This is a genomic window from Sphingobacterium ginsenosidimutans, from assembly GCF_039536865.1.
GTDB lineage: Bacteria > Bacteroidota > Bacteroidia > Sphingobacteriales > Sphingobacteriaceae > Sphingobacterium > Sphingobacterium detergens.
The window spans coordinates 178,142-193,603 of record NZ_BAAAZK010000002.1 but is presented as its reverse complement, the minus strand read 5'-3'; the positions used below and the strand labels follow the sequence as shown (position 1 = coordinate 193,603).

General features: G+C 41.4%; 11 protein-coding genes. 4 read left to right on the top strand and 7 right to left on the bottom strand.

What is annotated here, in order from left to right; all coding sequences use genetic code 11:
- Window positions 1-32: 32 nt before the first annotated feature.
- From ABFX33_RS00705 to ABFX33_RS00690, 4 genes are all read left to right on the top strand, one after another.
- Window positions 33-275 (top strand): hypothetical protein, encoded by a 243-nt coding sequence (locus ABFX33_RS00705; protein ID WP_346083614.1) that lies wholly within the window; start codon window positions 33-35, stop codon window positions 273-275.
- Between the two features lie 262 nt (window positions 276-537).
- Window positions 538-1,815 (top strand): erythromycin esterase family protein, encoded by a 1,278-nt coding sequence (locus ABFX33_RS00700; protein WP_346083613.1) that lies wholly within the window; start codon window positions 538-540, stop codon window positions 1,813-1,815.
- Entirely contained in the window at window positions 1,815-2,720 is a 906-nt protein-coding gene (locus ABFX33_RS00695) for an ABC transporter ATP-binding protein (protein ID WP_346083612.1), read from the top strand. Before ABFX33_RS00700 ends, ABFX33_RS00695 begins: the two co-directional genes overlap by 1 nt.
- Window positions 2,713-3,483, top strand: a complete 771-nt coding sequence (locus ABFX33_RS00690; RefSeq protein WP_346083611.1) for an ABC transporter permease — start codon at window positions 2,713-2,715, stop codon at window positions 3,481-3,483. The genes ABFX33_RS00695 and ABFX33_RS00690 overlap by 8 nt, the downstream gene beginning before the upstream one ends.
- Before the next feature lie 71 nt (window positions 3,484-3,554).
- Here the strand turns inward: ABFX33_RS00690 and ABFX33_RS00685 are convergent, their stop codons facing one another.
- The 7 genes from ABFX33_RS00685 to ABFX33_RS00655 form a co-directional block, all read right to left on the bottom strand.
- A complete protein-coding gene (locus tag ABFX33_RS00685) occupies window positions 3,555-4,709 on the bottom strand; it encodes a peroxiredoxin family protein (RefSeq protein ID WP_346083609.1) in 1,155 nt (384 codons plus the stop codon).
- Window positions 4,696-5,793 carry a redoxin domain-containing protein gene (locus tag ABFX33_RS00680; protein WP_346083608.1) on the bottom strand — a complete coding sequence of 366 codons (1,098 nt, stop codon included), beginning with the start codon at window positions 5,791-5,793 and terminating at the stop codon, window positions 4,696-4,698. The genes ABFX33_RS00685 and ABFX33_RS00680 overlap by 14 nt, the downstream gene beginning before the upstream one ends.
- Window positions 5,794-5,838: 45 nt before the next feature.
- Window positions 5,839-7,215 (bottom strand): RagB/SusD family nutrient uptake outer membrane protein, encoded by a 1,377-nt coding sequence (locus ABFX33_RS00675; protein ID WP_346083606.1) that lies wholly within the window; start codon window positions 7,213-7,215, stop codon window positions 5,839-5,841.
- Window positions 7,216-7,227: 12 nt separating this feature from the next.
- Window positions 7,228-10,704, bottom strand: coding sequence for a SusC/RagA family TonB-linked outer membrane protein (locus ABFX33_RS00670; protein WP_346083605.1), 3,477 nt, complete (start codon window positions 10,702-10,704; stop codon window positions 7,228-7,230).
- Between the two features lie 23 nt (window positions 10,705-10,727).
- Window positions 10,728-11,900 (bottom strand): FecR family protein, encoded by a 1,173-nt coding sequence (locus tag ABFX33_RS00665; RefSeq protein WP_346083604.1) that lies wholly within the window; start codon window positions 11,898-11,900, stop codon window positions 10,728-10,730.
- A 71-nt stretch (window positions 11,901-11,971) separates the two neighbouring features.
- The gene (locus ABFX33_RS00660) at window positions 11,972-12,541 is read right to left on the bottom strand and encodes an RNA polymerase sigma factor (protein WP_346083603.1); all 570 of its coding nucleotides are present in this window, start codon (window positions 12,539-12,541) and stop codon (window positions 11,972-11,974) included.
- 117 nt (window positions 12,542-12,658) lie between these two features.
- Window positions 12,659-15,409 (bottom strand): substrate-binding domain-containing protein, encoded by a 2,751-nt coding sequence (locus tag ABFX33_RS00655; protein WP_346083601.1) that lies wholly within the window; start codon window positions 15,407-15,409, stop codon window positions 12,659-12,661.
- Window positions 15,410-15,462 lie beyond the last annotated feature (53 nt).

Sequence of the window (15,462 nt, the reverse complement as noted above, 5' to 3'; positions counted from 1 at the left end):
CAGATGTCCATCTTGCTTAAATAGATAGAAAATTGGCTACCGGAATAGATAGAAAACAGCATAAGATGCTGATGGAGTGTATAGATAGACTACTTGAAAGTGAGACTGATCCACAGGAATGGCTCAAACGCAAAGAGGAACTGAAAGAAGCATTTGGAGAGTTACTCCGTGCGATACAACAGGTTGAACAATCCATCGTTAACTATAAAAGTCTGTATGCCAGCATTCGGCCTTTAGCATCCAAAGCACATCGAAGGCGGGCTAAGAAATTATAAAATTCCTTTCTTGACAACAAAACTCAGGTTACTAATCGCGCGATAAGCGAGATTTAGGAAGGTTTGTTGAACACTATAACGCGCTCTTAAAAAACGGTTAAGCATCTTATGCTTAACCGTTTTTTATTTTCGAAATAATAGGTGATTTTTATTAATTATTTATGGAAATGACAGAAATTATCATCTTATATTAGAAGTTGTTCGGAATAGTGTATCTTTAATTACCTATTTCTGGAAATATAAACCGAATTAATCGTGCAGAATGAAGCGTATACTTCTCGTAATAACGGCTCTTATTGCCATTATTTTAATTTTTAATAAACTTATTTATAATGACCGGCTTCCACCGAATTATCAGGCCCTGCGGGTGGATGTAAATCGTAATAAAGCGGTAATCAATAGTATTTCCATGATGGATAGTAACTTTTCCGATCTCCGTGTATTCGATCGTATTTTAAAGGATAATAGAATACTGATGTTGGGGGAAATGATGCACGATGATGGGGAAACTTTTCGAGCCAAATCGAGGTTGATCCGCTATCTCCACGAAAAATTAGATTATAACATTGTACTCTATGAAGCCGGACAATATGATATGTGGCTCATGAATAAGGAAATGGAAAGTCCAACTATGCAGCTTCCTGAAAAATCTTTGGCTGGTCTGGGATTATTTGATTTCTGGTGGCGGAACAACGAAACGGATCCACTGATAAACTACTATCAAAAGTCTAAACTATTAGGCAAGCCAATTACGCTCGGTGGATTTGATATTCAGTTTTCCGGTCGTTTACTTGCTGATAAACGAGCAAAGTTGCTCGAGGATTTTTGCCTTAAAAATAAGATCGATCTAAAAGATTATCCCTTATTAAAAAAAGAACTTAACAATCTGGAGTATCTGACCCTAGCCAGGTATGCGGATAGAAAACTTGATTCTACAGCTAAAAAACAGTTCTTAAATGAAATAGGGAAATTGAGATATGCTTTTCAGGTCTCTGGCGGAGACGAGGAACAGCGGGTTTATGACCGATACCTCGCGGATATAAAATCTAATTATGAAAAATCTTGGTCGTATGCGCCAGGATCCATGGCGAGTATGCAGCTACGGGATTCCTTAATGGCTCAAAATCTCCAATACCAAATAGATTCTTTATATGCCGGAAAAAAAATCATTATATGGTGTGCCAATATCCATACATTTTCGGCAGCTTATAACAAAGAATACCTTCCTTTGGGCACCTATATTAAAAAGAAGTATGGCCATCAGGCTTATATGCTTGACTTTAGTTCTTACGGACGGGAAAATGATGCGGGTCAAATCGTGGGGAAACCCGGTAAATTGGCCATTGAAAATTTATTCCATCAAACAGGGGTACCTTATTTCTTTTTGGATCTACGGGGACTACCTGATACCACTCAGCTCAGGGGGCCGTTTGTTTCAGTCATCAATCAAGGCATTGAGGAGGAAAGAAAATGGACGGACTATATTGATGGCATTTTTTATATTGATCTAAATAAAAGACCAACTTATCTCGAACGTTAATGGAAAGTATCCTAACACAACAGCTCAACTTTAAAATAGGCTCAAAAACCATTTTAAATAACATTGACCTCCATGTCCCAGACAAAAGTATCTACGGTTACCTTGGACGTAATGGTGCTGGAAAGTCTACTACTATCAAACTCCTTCTGGGGCTTCTACGGGACGAGGCTGGTGCTATTTTTATCCAGGGACAAAGTTTAAAAGATTATCGTAGCGACATTTATGCAAATGTGGGCAATCTCATTGAAGCACCCTGCTATTACACCAAACTAACCGTTTTTGAGAATTTAAAATATTTGGATATCATCCACAAAAAGGGAGATAAGCGAATCGATGCGGTGCTCGAAATGGTAGATCTTGGAAGGGAGAAAAAGAAAAAAGCCAGTACCTTGTCGATGGGGATGAAGCAGCGGCTCGGAATTGCCATGGCTATATTTCATGATCCACAACTATTGATCCTGGATGAACCACTCAACGGGCTAGATCCACAGGGAATTGTTGAGATGAGGAATCTGTTTCGCTTGCTCAATGAACAGGGAAAGACCATATTTCTGTCGAGTCACATTCTAAGCGAGCTCGAAAAGATAGCCACACATATAGGTATTATTGAGGGGGGAAAAATGATATTTCAAGGAACCAAAAATGAGTTGTTACGTGAGGTGGAAAGGGAGGCTCTATTGCGGACTTCTGATGCTACACGTGCGGCCACGGTTTTAAATAATGCCAAATTTTCGGTGTTAAGAACCAATGGACAGACGGTGGTGGTGAAAATAGCAGATGACAATCAATTTGATCAGTTGATTAAATGTTTGGTGCAACAAAACATAGAAATCTATGGGCTAGAATCCCATAGTGCAGATCTTGAACAGATTTTTATAAACTTAATTTCCCGCTCGAATGACTAATACATTGTATACCGCCTTTTTGTCTGAAAAATATAAATTGCTCAGAAACCGGCAGATTTTTGGTGTCCTTATCGCGCCGGTATTGCTTATTTTCGCGATTGATGGTTATATTATATACGATATTATCCGGTCGGGCAGTATAAGTGCGGTACCTAACCCCTGGAAGGTATTGCTAGGAAGATATGTCTTTCAGTTTTTTTATTTGCTGTACCCTATTCTGGTCGCATTGTTTGTTTATGCCTGTTGTGATGTGGAGTATAAGAACAACAATTATAAGGTACTGTTTACTTTACCGCTTGACAAATCGAAGATATTCTTTTCAAAGGCTGTTTTTATACTGCTAACCATACTGTTTTCTATACTATTTGCCTATGCAGCCTTCTTGATCAGTGGGTATATACTGGGTTTGATCTACCCGGTGCTTGGTTTCCAGAATTACGATTATAGGTTGGTGATTTTCTTGACCTTTCTGAAGCTTTTGATTACACTGTCGGCCATTTCTATGATTCAATTGGCATTAAGTCTTCTATTCAGAAGTTTTATTTATCCTATTGGCGTAAGCATGTTTATGTTGGTTTTTTCGGTATTTGTGGCTCAAAAAAGCTTCTCTGACTTTATTCCTTACACGGGTACTTATAAGGCTTTCCTGGATATAATGAATGAAAATAATGGCTTTGAAAGACTTGATTATAATAATATTGCTATGATCGTCTTATTTATGCTGATCAGTTTTTACATTTTCAAACGAAAGAGGCAATTTTAACAAGTGTCTTACACACTTTAATTTACAGCAATGGTCGTCTATTTTTGAAATGACGACCATTGTTATTTATTTTAATTCAATATTGTCTTGAGGTATTTTTCCAGTTCCGCTCCCCGCAGGTTTTTAGCGATAATAACCCCATTGGGATCGATCAGGAAATTGGTTGGAATAGCTTCGACCATATATCGCTTTCCAGCTGATTGATCGTTTTTGCTGTCAAGGACCTGGGTGAAGGGCATATTCTCTTCCGCTAGGGCCTTTGTCCAGGCTTTAGAATCTTTATCTATGGATACCGCAAGTACCGTAAAATTCTTTTGTTTAAAATTTTCAAAAGCAGCTTTTACATGCGGCATTTCTTTTCGGCATGGGCCACACCAGCTTGCCCAAAAATCGAGCAAGACATATTTGCCTTTATAATCACTCAGCTTAACTGTTGCAGCACGGTCGGATATCAGCGCAAAATCAGGTGCTTTTTTCCCAATTTCTATTTTTCCAAGTTGTGCAAGAGACTGCTGCATCTGTTTGAGGTAATAGCTTTGTTGAAGTACCTCGGGACCAAATTGTCCGAGAAATTCTTGAAGCTCGGTAGCATTGTTGCGTGGAGTAAAATATTGGCTGGCAATCATCGCATAGACCATCGAATTTGGATTTTTATTGATTTTCTCCGCAACCTCCTTACGCTGTATCTGGTAGATGGAATCAATTTTTTGTCCTTCGCGTTTTAGCCACAGCTTATTTTCTTCCGTCTGGGCCTGATTATTATAGGCATCAAAAGCGCGATTGTAAGCTTCACTGCTTTTTTTTAACAGTTTCGTGCTGGGAAGATTATCATAAGTTTCAGTAAATGCCGTCATGGCCGGTGAACCGATTATTTTATCCTCCTCTAGGCTTCCATTCGTTAGTTTGGCATGTATAACCGTCTTGGTTGAACTAATCAAAAAGTGTATAGCCGGGCGTTTCATCGAGGGGCCAAGATCACCCAAGCTCGGTACATGGATACCATAAAAACGCTGATCTGTAGTATTTAATTTTGTTTCATACCGAAAACTGTCTTGTACGGATTGGAATGTACCGATCGTTTTCATATCTGCATCTAACAATCGAATCTCGCGATTACCCAAGCCCTCGATTCTGCCCCCAATGCTAACTTTTGTTTCCTGTGCCTGTGCTGTAAAAAACAGTAGCGCGGCGCCGATGCTTAAATAGCTTTTTTTAGTTGTGATCATATTTCTTTTTTAAGTATGCTAATAATTCTTCATGGTCGATATGTTGTTGGACAACTGTGCCATTCTCATCTATCAAAAATAATGTTGGCAGTTGTTTGACGTAATAGGATTGCGCAACGGTATTATTGTCGAAACCTGTTAAATCTGATACCTGAATCCAGGGAATACCATCTTTTTGAATCGCATCTAACCATAGTTTTTCTTTGTTATCCATCGAATAGGATACAACCTCAAACCCTTTGTCTTTGTACTGCTGATAGGTTGCAACTAGTTTACGGTTGGCAATACGGCATGGTGCGCACCAGCTTGCCCAAAAATCCAACAGCACAAGTTTGCCTTTCAGCTGTTCAAGTTTAAATGTCTTTCCCGTACTAGTTTTTGAAGTAATTGCCGGTGCTTGCTGGCCAACGAGGTATTGACTCTTTTTCTCCTGACGGTATCTCAACAGTTCCTCATAGGTACTGTATCGTTCAAGACGTTTATCCAGTTTGGCGTGCAGCTCTTCCAGTTGATTGTAATTCATGACTGCGAGGTAAGGCCGATACCAATCGAGTACCGCTAGCGATTGTGGGAAAGCCACAAGATAGCTCGTACGAATACTATCGAGCTGACTGTTGAATCCTTGCATTTGCAGTCCTAGACTAACCTTACCCTCTTCATTAGCTTTTTCGTAATTCCTGCCGATTTTTGAAAGTGTGTCCTGGAGGTACTGGGAGTCGAGTTCATACCCCTTTTTGATGCTGTTTTCTAGCCCACCGATAACAATATTAGGCCGGTTCCAACTTTCATAAAGCTGAAGGTTGATCACCGCATTTTCCAGATAAAGGTCCTGGCTTTTTCTGATGCCTTTGACTTGTACGCTAGCAGCGACGGGGACCGCTGTTTGTCCTTTAAATGAAAATTTGCCATCAACGATAGTCGCTGAATCCAACAGTTTCCGTCCTTTATCCATTTGATATAAATAGACTTTGCTGACGGATTTAGCGCTGAGGATCTGACCTGCTATCTGATAGGAGGTCTGCCCTTTGGAAATCTGGGTACTTAAAAGGAATACCCAGATTAAAAGTGTATTGTATAATTTCATCTTTAAATAATGCATTATGCTAAAATTTTATTTTCACTATCTCTTTTATCTGGGATTAGGTACGATATTACTGTTCATCAAAAGCACTTTAGGTGGAATTTGACAGATAAATTTTGGTGATCCTTGTTTTAAGGTATAATTGCCTTCCATATTTGCGCGCTTATAATCTTTTTTAAAGAAGGGATCTTTGTCCAGACGTTTCATGTCAAACCAGCGTTGGCCACGGCCAAATAATTCGATCTGACGTTCTTGAATAACGAGTTTAACTGCGGCTTCGGCCGTTGCCGCCTGAAGAGCTTTGAAATCACTGGGAGCAAATCTTTTTTCACGAAGCTTGTTTAGGTAGGAGAGGGCTTCATTAACTTTTCCCAAGCGGGCTTGGCATTCTGCGGCGATTAACATCATTTCGGGAACACCAATGTTGAAGTTTAGCTCGCTGCGGATATACACAGGGTAGGGTTCGGTCGTAGGTTTACCATTGTTTTCCAAATTGGACCAAAAGAATTTGAAACGGAGATCGTTTTTGTCGACAATGGCCAGTAGATCCGGAGAAATGCAGGTATTCGTCAAAGCAGTGCCAAAAGAGGTGGTGCGATAAGCAATACGCTCACTGTCATTTTGTGGCAGAGGCCTGTTGGTTGTGCCGCCATGAGGTCGTGTCGGATTGACGAAAGACCAGGTATTATAATCGATAAGCGTAGATTTGACAGCGAGGACTTTTTGAGCGTAAGCCAATGCCTCTACATAATTCCCCATTTGAAGATAGGTACGGGCAAGGATGGCCTGTGCAGTTTTCTTATCGTTGCGAAGCATATGCTCCGCTTGTTCAGGTAGCAATTGCTCGGCCTTTGTCAAGTCGTTCAAAATAAAATCATATACTTCCTTACTCGAAGCACGTTTGGGCTTGGCCTCCAGGTCTGGTTCTGTAAGAATAGGTACCCCGAGATCACTTGCAACGGTAGATGCTTGATATACGGGGGCATATAATAGGATAAGATTGAGGTAGGCGGCTCCACGATTGCAGTAGGCATCGCCCTTAATCTGGTCAATACGTGTTTTCTCATTAGCTGGTAGTTTAGGTATATTTTGCAGAATAATATTCGCGTTGAAGATATTGGCATAATTCGGATCCCAACCATTATCTGTCTCGGGATTGACATAAAAGCTTTCGGCCCACATATAGGTTTTGGAGCTGCTGGTATTGAAGCCACTCTTGACATAAGATTCAGGCATATAGATGCCATCGGAAAGGCGCTCGAGTAGTGCATAACCCGATGAACTATAGGATGGGTTGCCTGATAAATCTTCAAAATCATCAACGGTTTCAGGAATAAATTTTCCTTTGGGGATAATATCCAAATATTTATTGCAGCTACTGAGGCTGACTAAGAGTAAAATGAGGCTACTTATTTTTTTTATCATCTGAAGTCTAGATTAAAGGGTTACATTAATACCAAAAGTGAAGACTCTGGGTTGCGGCAACTCAAGTCGTGCAGCTACTAAAGCCTCCGGATCAATACCTGATTTATTGGCTTTCCATACCCAAAGATTGTTGAACTGAGAGACCAGACGGATCTCGGAAAATGGAAGTTTTCCTTGCAACTGTGGACGTTTGAAGGTGTAGCTTAAAGACATTTCCCGTACACGCAGGTAGGCCGCATCAATCACAGAGTTGCTGGATCTGGTCGTTAAAAAGAAGTATTCATTGCTCAGATCTTCCCAGCCCGGGAAAGTTGGTATATCGGTGATCAGCTCATCTCCCGGAGAACGCCAGCGTTTGGCGATCTGATTATTATAGGAGCTGGACCAGGTAAGGCTGTTCATCTCAGGCATTTCCTTCCGCGCATAATGCCCCCAATTAAATACAGTATAGATCGATAACTGGAATCCTTTATAACGGAATTCATTGGACCAGCCGCCTGTGTAAAGTGGTCGTGAGCTACCATGGTAGATGAGTGATTCCAGTACAGGAACTCTGGTTTTATTTCCTTCGGCATCAAAAGTCTGTGGTCGACCTTGCTCGTCTAGACCTGCCCAACGATAGCTCCAAAGAGATTCCCTTGGATATCCTTCTAGGAAAGGGACCGTATTTTTAGGTCGATTGTTTGTTGGATCGCTATCCGTAATCTTATTTTTGGTCACCTTGCTTTTATTGAGCGCAAGATTTAAGGTGCTGCTCCATTGGAAAGCGCTATTTTTTAAGATGGTAGCATTCAAGCCAAACTCAACCCCTTTGTTGATCATGTCCGCACCATTGATATAGGAATTGGTCATCCCTACCGTTGGGTCTAGATCCTGGCTCCCCAATAGATCATAGCTAAACTTGTGGTAATAATCTGCGTTGAGGGTGATTCTATCCTTTAAAATTCCTAAATCTAAACCGATATTATAGGTTTTGGTGCGTTCCCAGCGTAATTTGGCATTTGGTGGATTATCGACCCGAGCAACATAATCGTTGGCTGTCGCATTAAAAAACCTCCTTGCCACTAGATAGGTAGAAGATTGGTTACTGCGGTCGAAATTTCCAGTCAAGCCCAGGGTTGCCCGTAGGTTTAATTGGGAGATCCAGCCGATATTAAAAAAGTGTTCATTGTCAATCAACCATTTCCCGCCGATACTCCAAAGGGGTGTCCGCTTGAATTTTGGATCTGATCCGAAAAGGTTGGAGTGATCATTACGCCAGCTTCCTGTGACTGTGTAGCGGTTATCGTAAGTATATGCTAACGTACTATAGAAGGAATATTCCCGATTTTCGACATAGTTATTTCTGACGTAACTGCTGTGATCATAAACATATGTTTTTCCTTCCCAATCTTTAATCCCAACATTTAAGGCTATAAGATCTATATTTTGTGAGTTCAGCAATTGATCGTTGTATCCATAGAGTCGGTTACGGTCTCCTTCGCTAATCTTTCTATTCAAATCGAAACCGGCAAGAACGTTGATATAATGTTTCTCATTAAATTTCTTTTCGTAATTGAGGAAATTGCGTGTCGATAGAAAGGTCGACTGATCGCTTCTTGTATCAAGGTAATCACCATAAGGGATATAGGCTTTTATACCATTATTTTTGTCAAGTACCGTATATCGGTTCATAAAACTGCGTGTCGCGTAGCTATCCTTATCGTATTGATTTCGCCCATTCGTTGTTTCCCTTTCATAGACAAAATTGTTGGTAAGTCGGAGGCCATCCATGATTTTCCAGTTGAGCCCAAAGAGACTGCGTATAGCTAAACTGCGACTTTTGTTGTTTGCAAGCTGATTTTCTTCATATAAATTGAGTCCATTGTCCCGATAACCTAGAGACATTAATCGATCATTTTCGACCTTGTTGTAGTCTGCATAGCTCCGGATATAATTTCCTTGTTCATCCATCAGCATTTGATAGGGCTGCAAAGCGCGGATTTCGCCGGGTAGATCATTCATACCTTGCTGATCCCAACCATAAAGAAATCCGACATTGGTCGTTAGACTAACAAATTTGGCGAGATCATATTGCATACGATTGCTAAAATTGAAGGTTTTGGTACTTGTTCCCTGCAGCCCCGTAAGATCAAACTGTCCATTGACAGTAGTCATATGACGGAACTTGTCTGTCCCGCCAGAAATACCAATATAATGACTTTGGTTAATGGCCTTGCGGAGCAACAGTTTGTTGATTTGATCTTGATTATTGATCCCTGCTAAAGCTGCTAGTCGGCGATCGCGCTCTTCCAAACTGATTTCCTTACGATCGTAAGCGGTAAATATACCAATGGATTGGGTATAGCCTGAGGAGTTACCGTCATAGATATCGATGACAAATTCTTTGTCATATTGTTCTTTTTCGTAATCGATAATTTCAGCGGAATTAGCGCGTTGCAAAGACTTATAGTCTGGACGCATCTGTACACGTAAGTTGCCAGAATAGGTGACGCTTGTCTTGCCTATGTTTCCTTTTTTTGTCGTAATCACGATGACACCATTCGAAGCCTGTGATCCCCAGATTGCGGCTGCTGCAGCATCTTTTAATACCGTTACTCCTTCAATCTCATTGATATTGGGTATGATGCTGGAGGCGAAGCCATCTACGATGATCAGCGGCTGTGTGCCAGCGCGGAGTGAACTACCTCCACGGATGCGCATATCACTGGCACCTTTCTCGTCTTTGTAAAAACTTAAACCCGGTACTGCTCCTTCCAGTGCGGTTTCTAAGTTAGTGTTGTTTCGTTTTTTGAAGTAATTGGAATCTAAGACGGTAGTGGATCCCGATGCATTGTTTTTGTTTAACCGCTGATAACCTGTACTAATAACCACTTCTTCAATACGGTTATTACTAAGTTCCAGTTGAACAAAAATGGATTTTTCGGGATTATCGACACTATATTCCTGTGGTTGATAACCCACGGAACTGATAATGACATGGACTGGACCCTGATCAACAGTAAATGCAAATTGTCCCTTCGAATTTGTCACCGTGGTCTTCTGTCCAGATCCATCGTCATAAATGATGGTAGCGCCTTGGATGGGATTCCCGACTTCATTGAGTACACGGCCGCGATAAGTGCTTTCTTGGATCTTTTTGTTTGGATCGACCTCTACAATAATGGTCTTTTGTTGGATGCGGTATTTTAAAGGCAGCTTGCTAAAAAGCTTGTCCAGTACTTCATGAATATCACCCTTGACATCGACTGTAATCAACGTCTGGGAGAAATCTTTACCCTCCCAAAAGAAATGATATCCGTTTTCGTGTTTTAACTGTTCAAATACTTTAGTGAGCTTTTGCGCTTTGGCATGAACTTCAATGGTCTGACCAAAGGAATAGGCTGGGTTAGATTGCAATAGGTACAGACTGAGAAAAGCAATGCCAAGCTTTTTTGCCATAGGGCTGCGCATGCTCTTCCAAGCTAATTGGGTAGTTATTTGATTCATAAGATTGATTAGGTAGGGTTACTTTACTTTTGTTTTAATCGGACAATAATTTGGTCGTTTCTGTTTTTAAATTCGACATCTAGTTTGTTTTTGGTTAATATATCGAGTACTTCATTTAAACTATAGGATTTGGAAATAGATCCATGATATTCTCCGGCCGGTATATGGGGATCAATTTCGAAATCTACCGGGTACCAGCGTGAAAGCTGCTGGCATACGGATTGGATAGACTCACCGTCGAAATTAAAGTAGCCTTCCCGCCAGGACTGCTGCTCGATGTCCAGTAGGCTTCTGAAATCCAGTTGTTGTGAATGTTTGTTTAAAATACTCTGCTGACCGGGTTTGAGCAAAACGGATTTCCTGACTGAGCGGTCGAGCTGGTTTGTTTCCAGGCGGATAGATCCCTCGTATAAGCTCGTTGTACTGAAAGGATCTTCCTGATAATTTTTAATATTGAATTTTGTGCCTAAGACCTCGACTGTCTGATGTTCCGAACGAACAAGGAAATGTTTTCGTTGACCTTGTTCATTGACCTGTTTTGTGACTTCGAAATAGGCTTCTCCCTGCAGTTCGACGTGGCGCTGATTTTGGTCCATATTGCCAAAGAAGCGAAGTGTAGAAGCTGAATTGAGCCATACTTTTGTCCCATCAGCGAGAATAAGCTTGATATTACTCCCTGCTGGGGTTTGAATGGTCTGGATATCATTGTTAGTAGTCGCGGCGACGACAGGTCGGTAGGTGAGGAATCCAGCTTTGTCTTTAAAGATAAGGAGCCCATTTGTTTTTAAGGTATCTTTTACCGCTAATTGAGCGAGATCGATGCGCTGGCCCAGTTTATTTGCCCAAATGGGCTGCGCATTCTTCACTGGCTGAATATTTGTGAGGACTTTTTCTGTCCCCTGTCGCTCGACCGTCTTTAACTGCCATAAGCTTAGGCCTATAGCACTGAGTAAAACGGCCGCTGCGGTCCATTTGATCCAAAGTTTTCGGATAGGAGCGGAAACATTTTGAGCTATGTTAAGAATAGGCAGCTGCTGTGCAATGCGGTTCAAGCGGAACTGGACTTCCTGCTCATCAACAGGTACTTGCTCCGATGCCGCCCGATTATACCAATCGAATAGTTCTTCAAGTTCCGCCTGTTTAATTTTACCATGCTGATATTTGTGTAGCAGCTCTTCTTTTCGCTTAGCCTCCATTGGATCGTATTAATGCTTTAGCTATATGACAATCTAAAGTCTCCGAGGATATAGATCAATTTTAATTTTTTTTATCCGGCTATTAAAACAACGATCGCCTGTAGGAGCTTGCTTTTTAAAATCTTGAGCGCATTGGAGACTTGTAACTTCGAGGTACCCTCAGAAATATTCAGCAGTGTTGCAATTTCTTTGTGACTTAATCCCTCTTGACGACTTAACTGAAAGATATGGCGCATGCGTTCGGGAAGATGCGCGATTTCTTGATCGATGATAGCACGGAGCTCCTTTTCGAGTATCCAGGATTCAGTCTGCTCATGGAAAGGAGGATTGTTCTGAGTGACATGATCGAGGTATTTATCGATGACTTTACCTCGGTTTAGTTTATTCAATACCTTGTTGCGGGTAGCACGATAGAGGTAAGAGGAGACGTATGCCTGCTCGGGTAGTTGAGCCCGTTTCTCCCAGATCTCAGCAAATAGTTCTTGAACAACATCTTCCGTTTCATCTAGATCGCGAAGAATTTGATAGGCATGTCGGAAAAGTACTTCTTTGTATTGATGAAATAAGAGGGCAAAAGCAGTATGGTCTCCAGCCTTTATCAGCTGAAATAGATGCTCTTCTTTGATCTGATCCCCTTGCATGTTTTTTATTGGTAGCGTTGTTATTCAGGAGTAATATCGTCAATACCCGTTAATACTGCCAAATTTATAAATTTAATTCTATTTTTCTTTTTCTTTAGTTTACGGTATTTGTTGCCATTATTTTCGATCCAGTTCTTTCTTAAAGGTACTTGGTGACAGTCCATATTTCTTTTTAAATGCCGAGGCAAAATAGGAGGCTGAGGAGAAACCGACGTTGCTGTAGATCTCATTGATATTGAGTCCGTCAGCCATCAGGCTTTTTGCTTTTTTGAGCCTCCTTTCGACAATATATTCGCTGATGCTACAGTCGAGCAATTGTTTGACTTTACGATAAAGTTGCACACGGGAGAGGTTGAGCTCGCCAGCAATATCGTCGACACTCAGCCGCTGATCGGACAGTTTCGATTCGACAATAGCCGAAAAGCTATTGAGAAACCGTCTGTCGCTTTCATTAATGGTATCTGACTGGGGTGAATCAAATTGCTCGACATTACTACTATATTTTTCTTTAAGTTGATGCCGTGATTGTAGCATATTGGCAATCTTTGCCCGAAGGACTGCGGCATTGAAGGGCTTGGTTATATAATCATCTGCCTTCAGGAGGCTCCCTTCAAGGATCGTCTCCTCATTGGCTAATGCGCTCAACAGAATGACAGGAATATGGGCTGTCTGGTAGAATGTTTTGATGTCTTTGAGGATATCTAGTCCGTTGCCGTCAGGCAACATGATATCGGTGAGCACCAAATCTGGGAAATGTGCTTTCATCAGAGTGCTGGCCTGATGCGAATCCCGCGCTAAAAAAAGATTATAGTCGTCTTTCAAGATAGATCTCAGGTAATCCCTGATTTCATCATCATCTTCAACAATCATAATGCTCTTCGATTTATTGGAATGAAAAGAGAGATTCTTATCAGAAGATTTTATTCCAGTATCCAGAAAGTCTTGTTGCTTGAACACCGGTTTTACACCAGATACAGTTGTTATGATCTCCTCCTGTTCATAATGGGTATTTCCGATAGGCATCCGAAGGGTGAAGATCGAACCATGGCCTAATTTGCTGCTGGCGGTGATCTGGCCATGATGCAGTTCGACGATCTGTTTGACGTAGGCCAGACCGATTCCGGATCCGTTCCGGCTGCCTGTTCCTTGATAGAAGGGATCAAAAATATGCTCGATATCAATGGGCGCTATCCCTAGACCATTATCCAGTACACGTAAGTAGAAATAATCTTTGAAGCTATTTTCTTCGAGTGAAATTTCAATTCTACCACTGTTAGCGGTATGTTTTATCGCATTGGAAAGGAGGTTGGATAAAACCTGCTCCATCAGATATTCGTCGATCCAGACCTCTTTGAGCATACTCTTATTGATGTAACTGATGGATATTCTGCTTTTTTTGAGCAGTGGTTTAAAACTGTTGATGACCTGCTGAATAAAAGGGTCGATAGGTACAGCTGATACCTGCAGCTTTATTTTTGCTTTGTTGATCCGATGAATGTCGATCAGGTCGCTGACCAGTCGCTGCAGTTTTTTTGCACTCCTTTTGACCCGAGATAATTGCTCTTTGATATCTTCTGCTAGATCTTTTCGTATTTCGAGATCCTCGATAGGTGCCAGGATAAGGGTGAGGGGTGTTTTAAACTCGTGGGAGATATTGGTGAAAAAATTGTTTTTGATTTCCGCGGCCTGCTGAATCTGGCTATTCATTTCAACGATCTGTTTCTGCTGGGATAAGATCTCGCCATTTTGGATTTCAAGATGTTTGTTTTTTTCCCAGTTGCTTTTGATCACAATAATAGAAATACCACCAAATACAACTGCAAGCACCAAACTGACAACGAGAACATTGAGAACAGATTTTTGATTTTGATAAATCCGGTTCTGCTCAGTGATAAATTCCTGTCTTTTGTCGATGTCTACTTGTTGCTGTTGTATCTTTTGTGACTGTAGCGCCAATAGTTCGGCATTTGTCCTGTCGATCACAGCAGTAGCGAGGATATTTTCACGTCGATATTGTTGATTGTTGATAATCGCCAGTGCCGTTCTGATCGCTTCAGTTCCGCCAGTAGGGTAGAGCATAGAAGCATACATATGACCTTGTATAATCTGCTCAAGACCATTACCCGGTCCTGGCAGCGCATCTACACCAATGATTTTAATATCTTTTTGAAGCTGCGCCTCATCCAATGCTTTTTTTACGCCCATGGCCATTTGGTCATTGAAGGTAAAAATAATATCACTTTGTGCCATTTGGACGATATGCTCGCGCATTTCCGTATAGGCTATATTCTTTTCCCATCCACCGTGGATCACAGCACTGACCTGCATGCCACTTACTGCTGAAATACTTTGCATAAATCCCTTTTCACGCTCAATCGAGGCGGAGGTCCCCGATAAGCCGGTTACCAATCCGACCCTACCTTTACCCTGAAGGACAGCTTGGCTATATTGACCGGCTAGTTTTCCGATGGCAAGGTTGTCTGCACCGACATAAGCATTGTATTGACCCGAAGAGGTTTTGCGATCTGTTACGATCACCGGTATTTTGCCCTGGAATACCGAGTCAACGATAGGTGTAAGCGGTTCGGCCTCATTGGGTGACACAATCAACAGATCTATACCCGCTTTGGTAAGCTCGCGTATCTGATCAATCTGAACAGCATTATTGCCTTGGGCATCGCGGTATAAGAATTCAATATCAGGATTAAAGGAGAGTTCTCGTTTCATTTCCTCAAGCATAGTTTGCCTCCATGCATCATTCCCGATGCACTGTGAAAAAGCAATGACCCGCTTCTTTTTCTGGTTTGCCGATTGGCACCCCCAAAAAAGCAACAGGACGAATATGCCATAGAAGGTATATTTTCCCATGTTTATTTCCCCTTTACTATCCGAATATACATCATTTCAGTTTTTTTAGATAA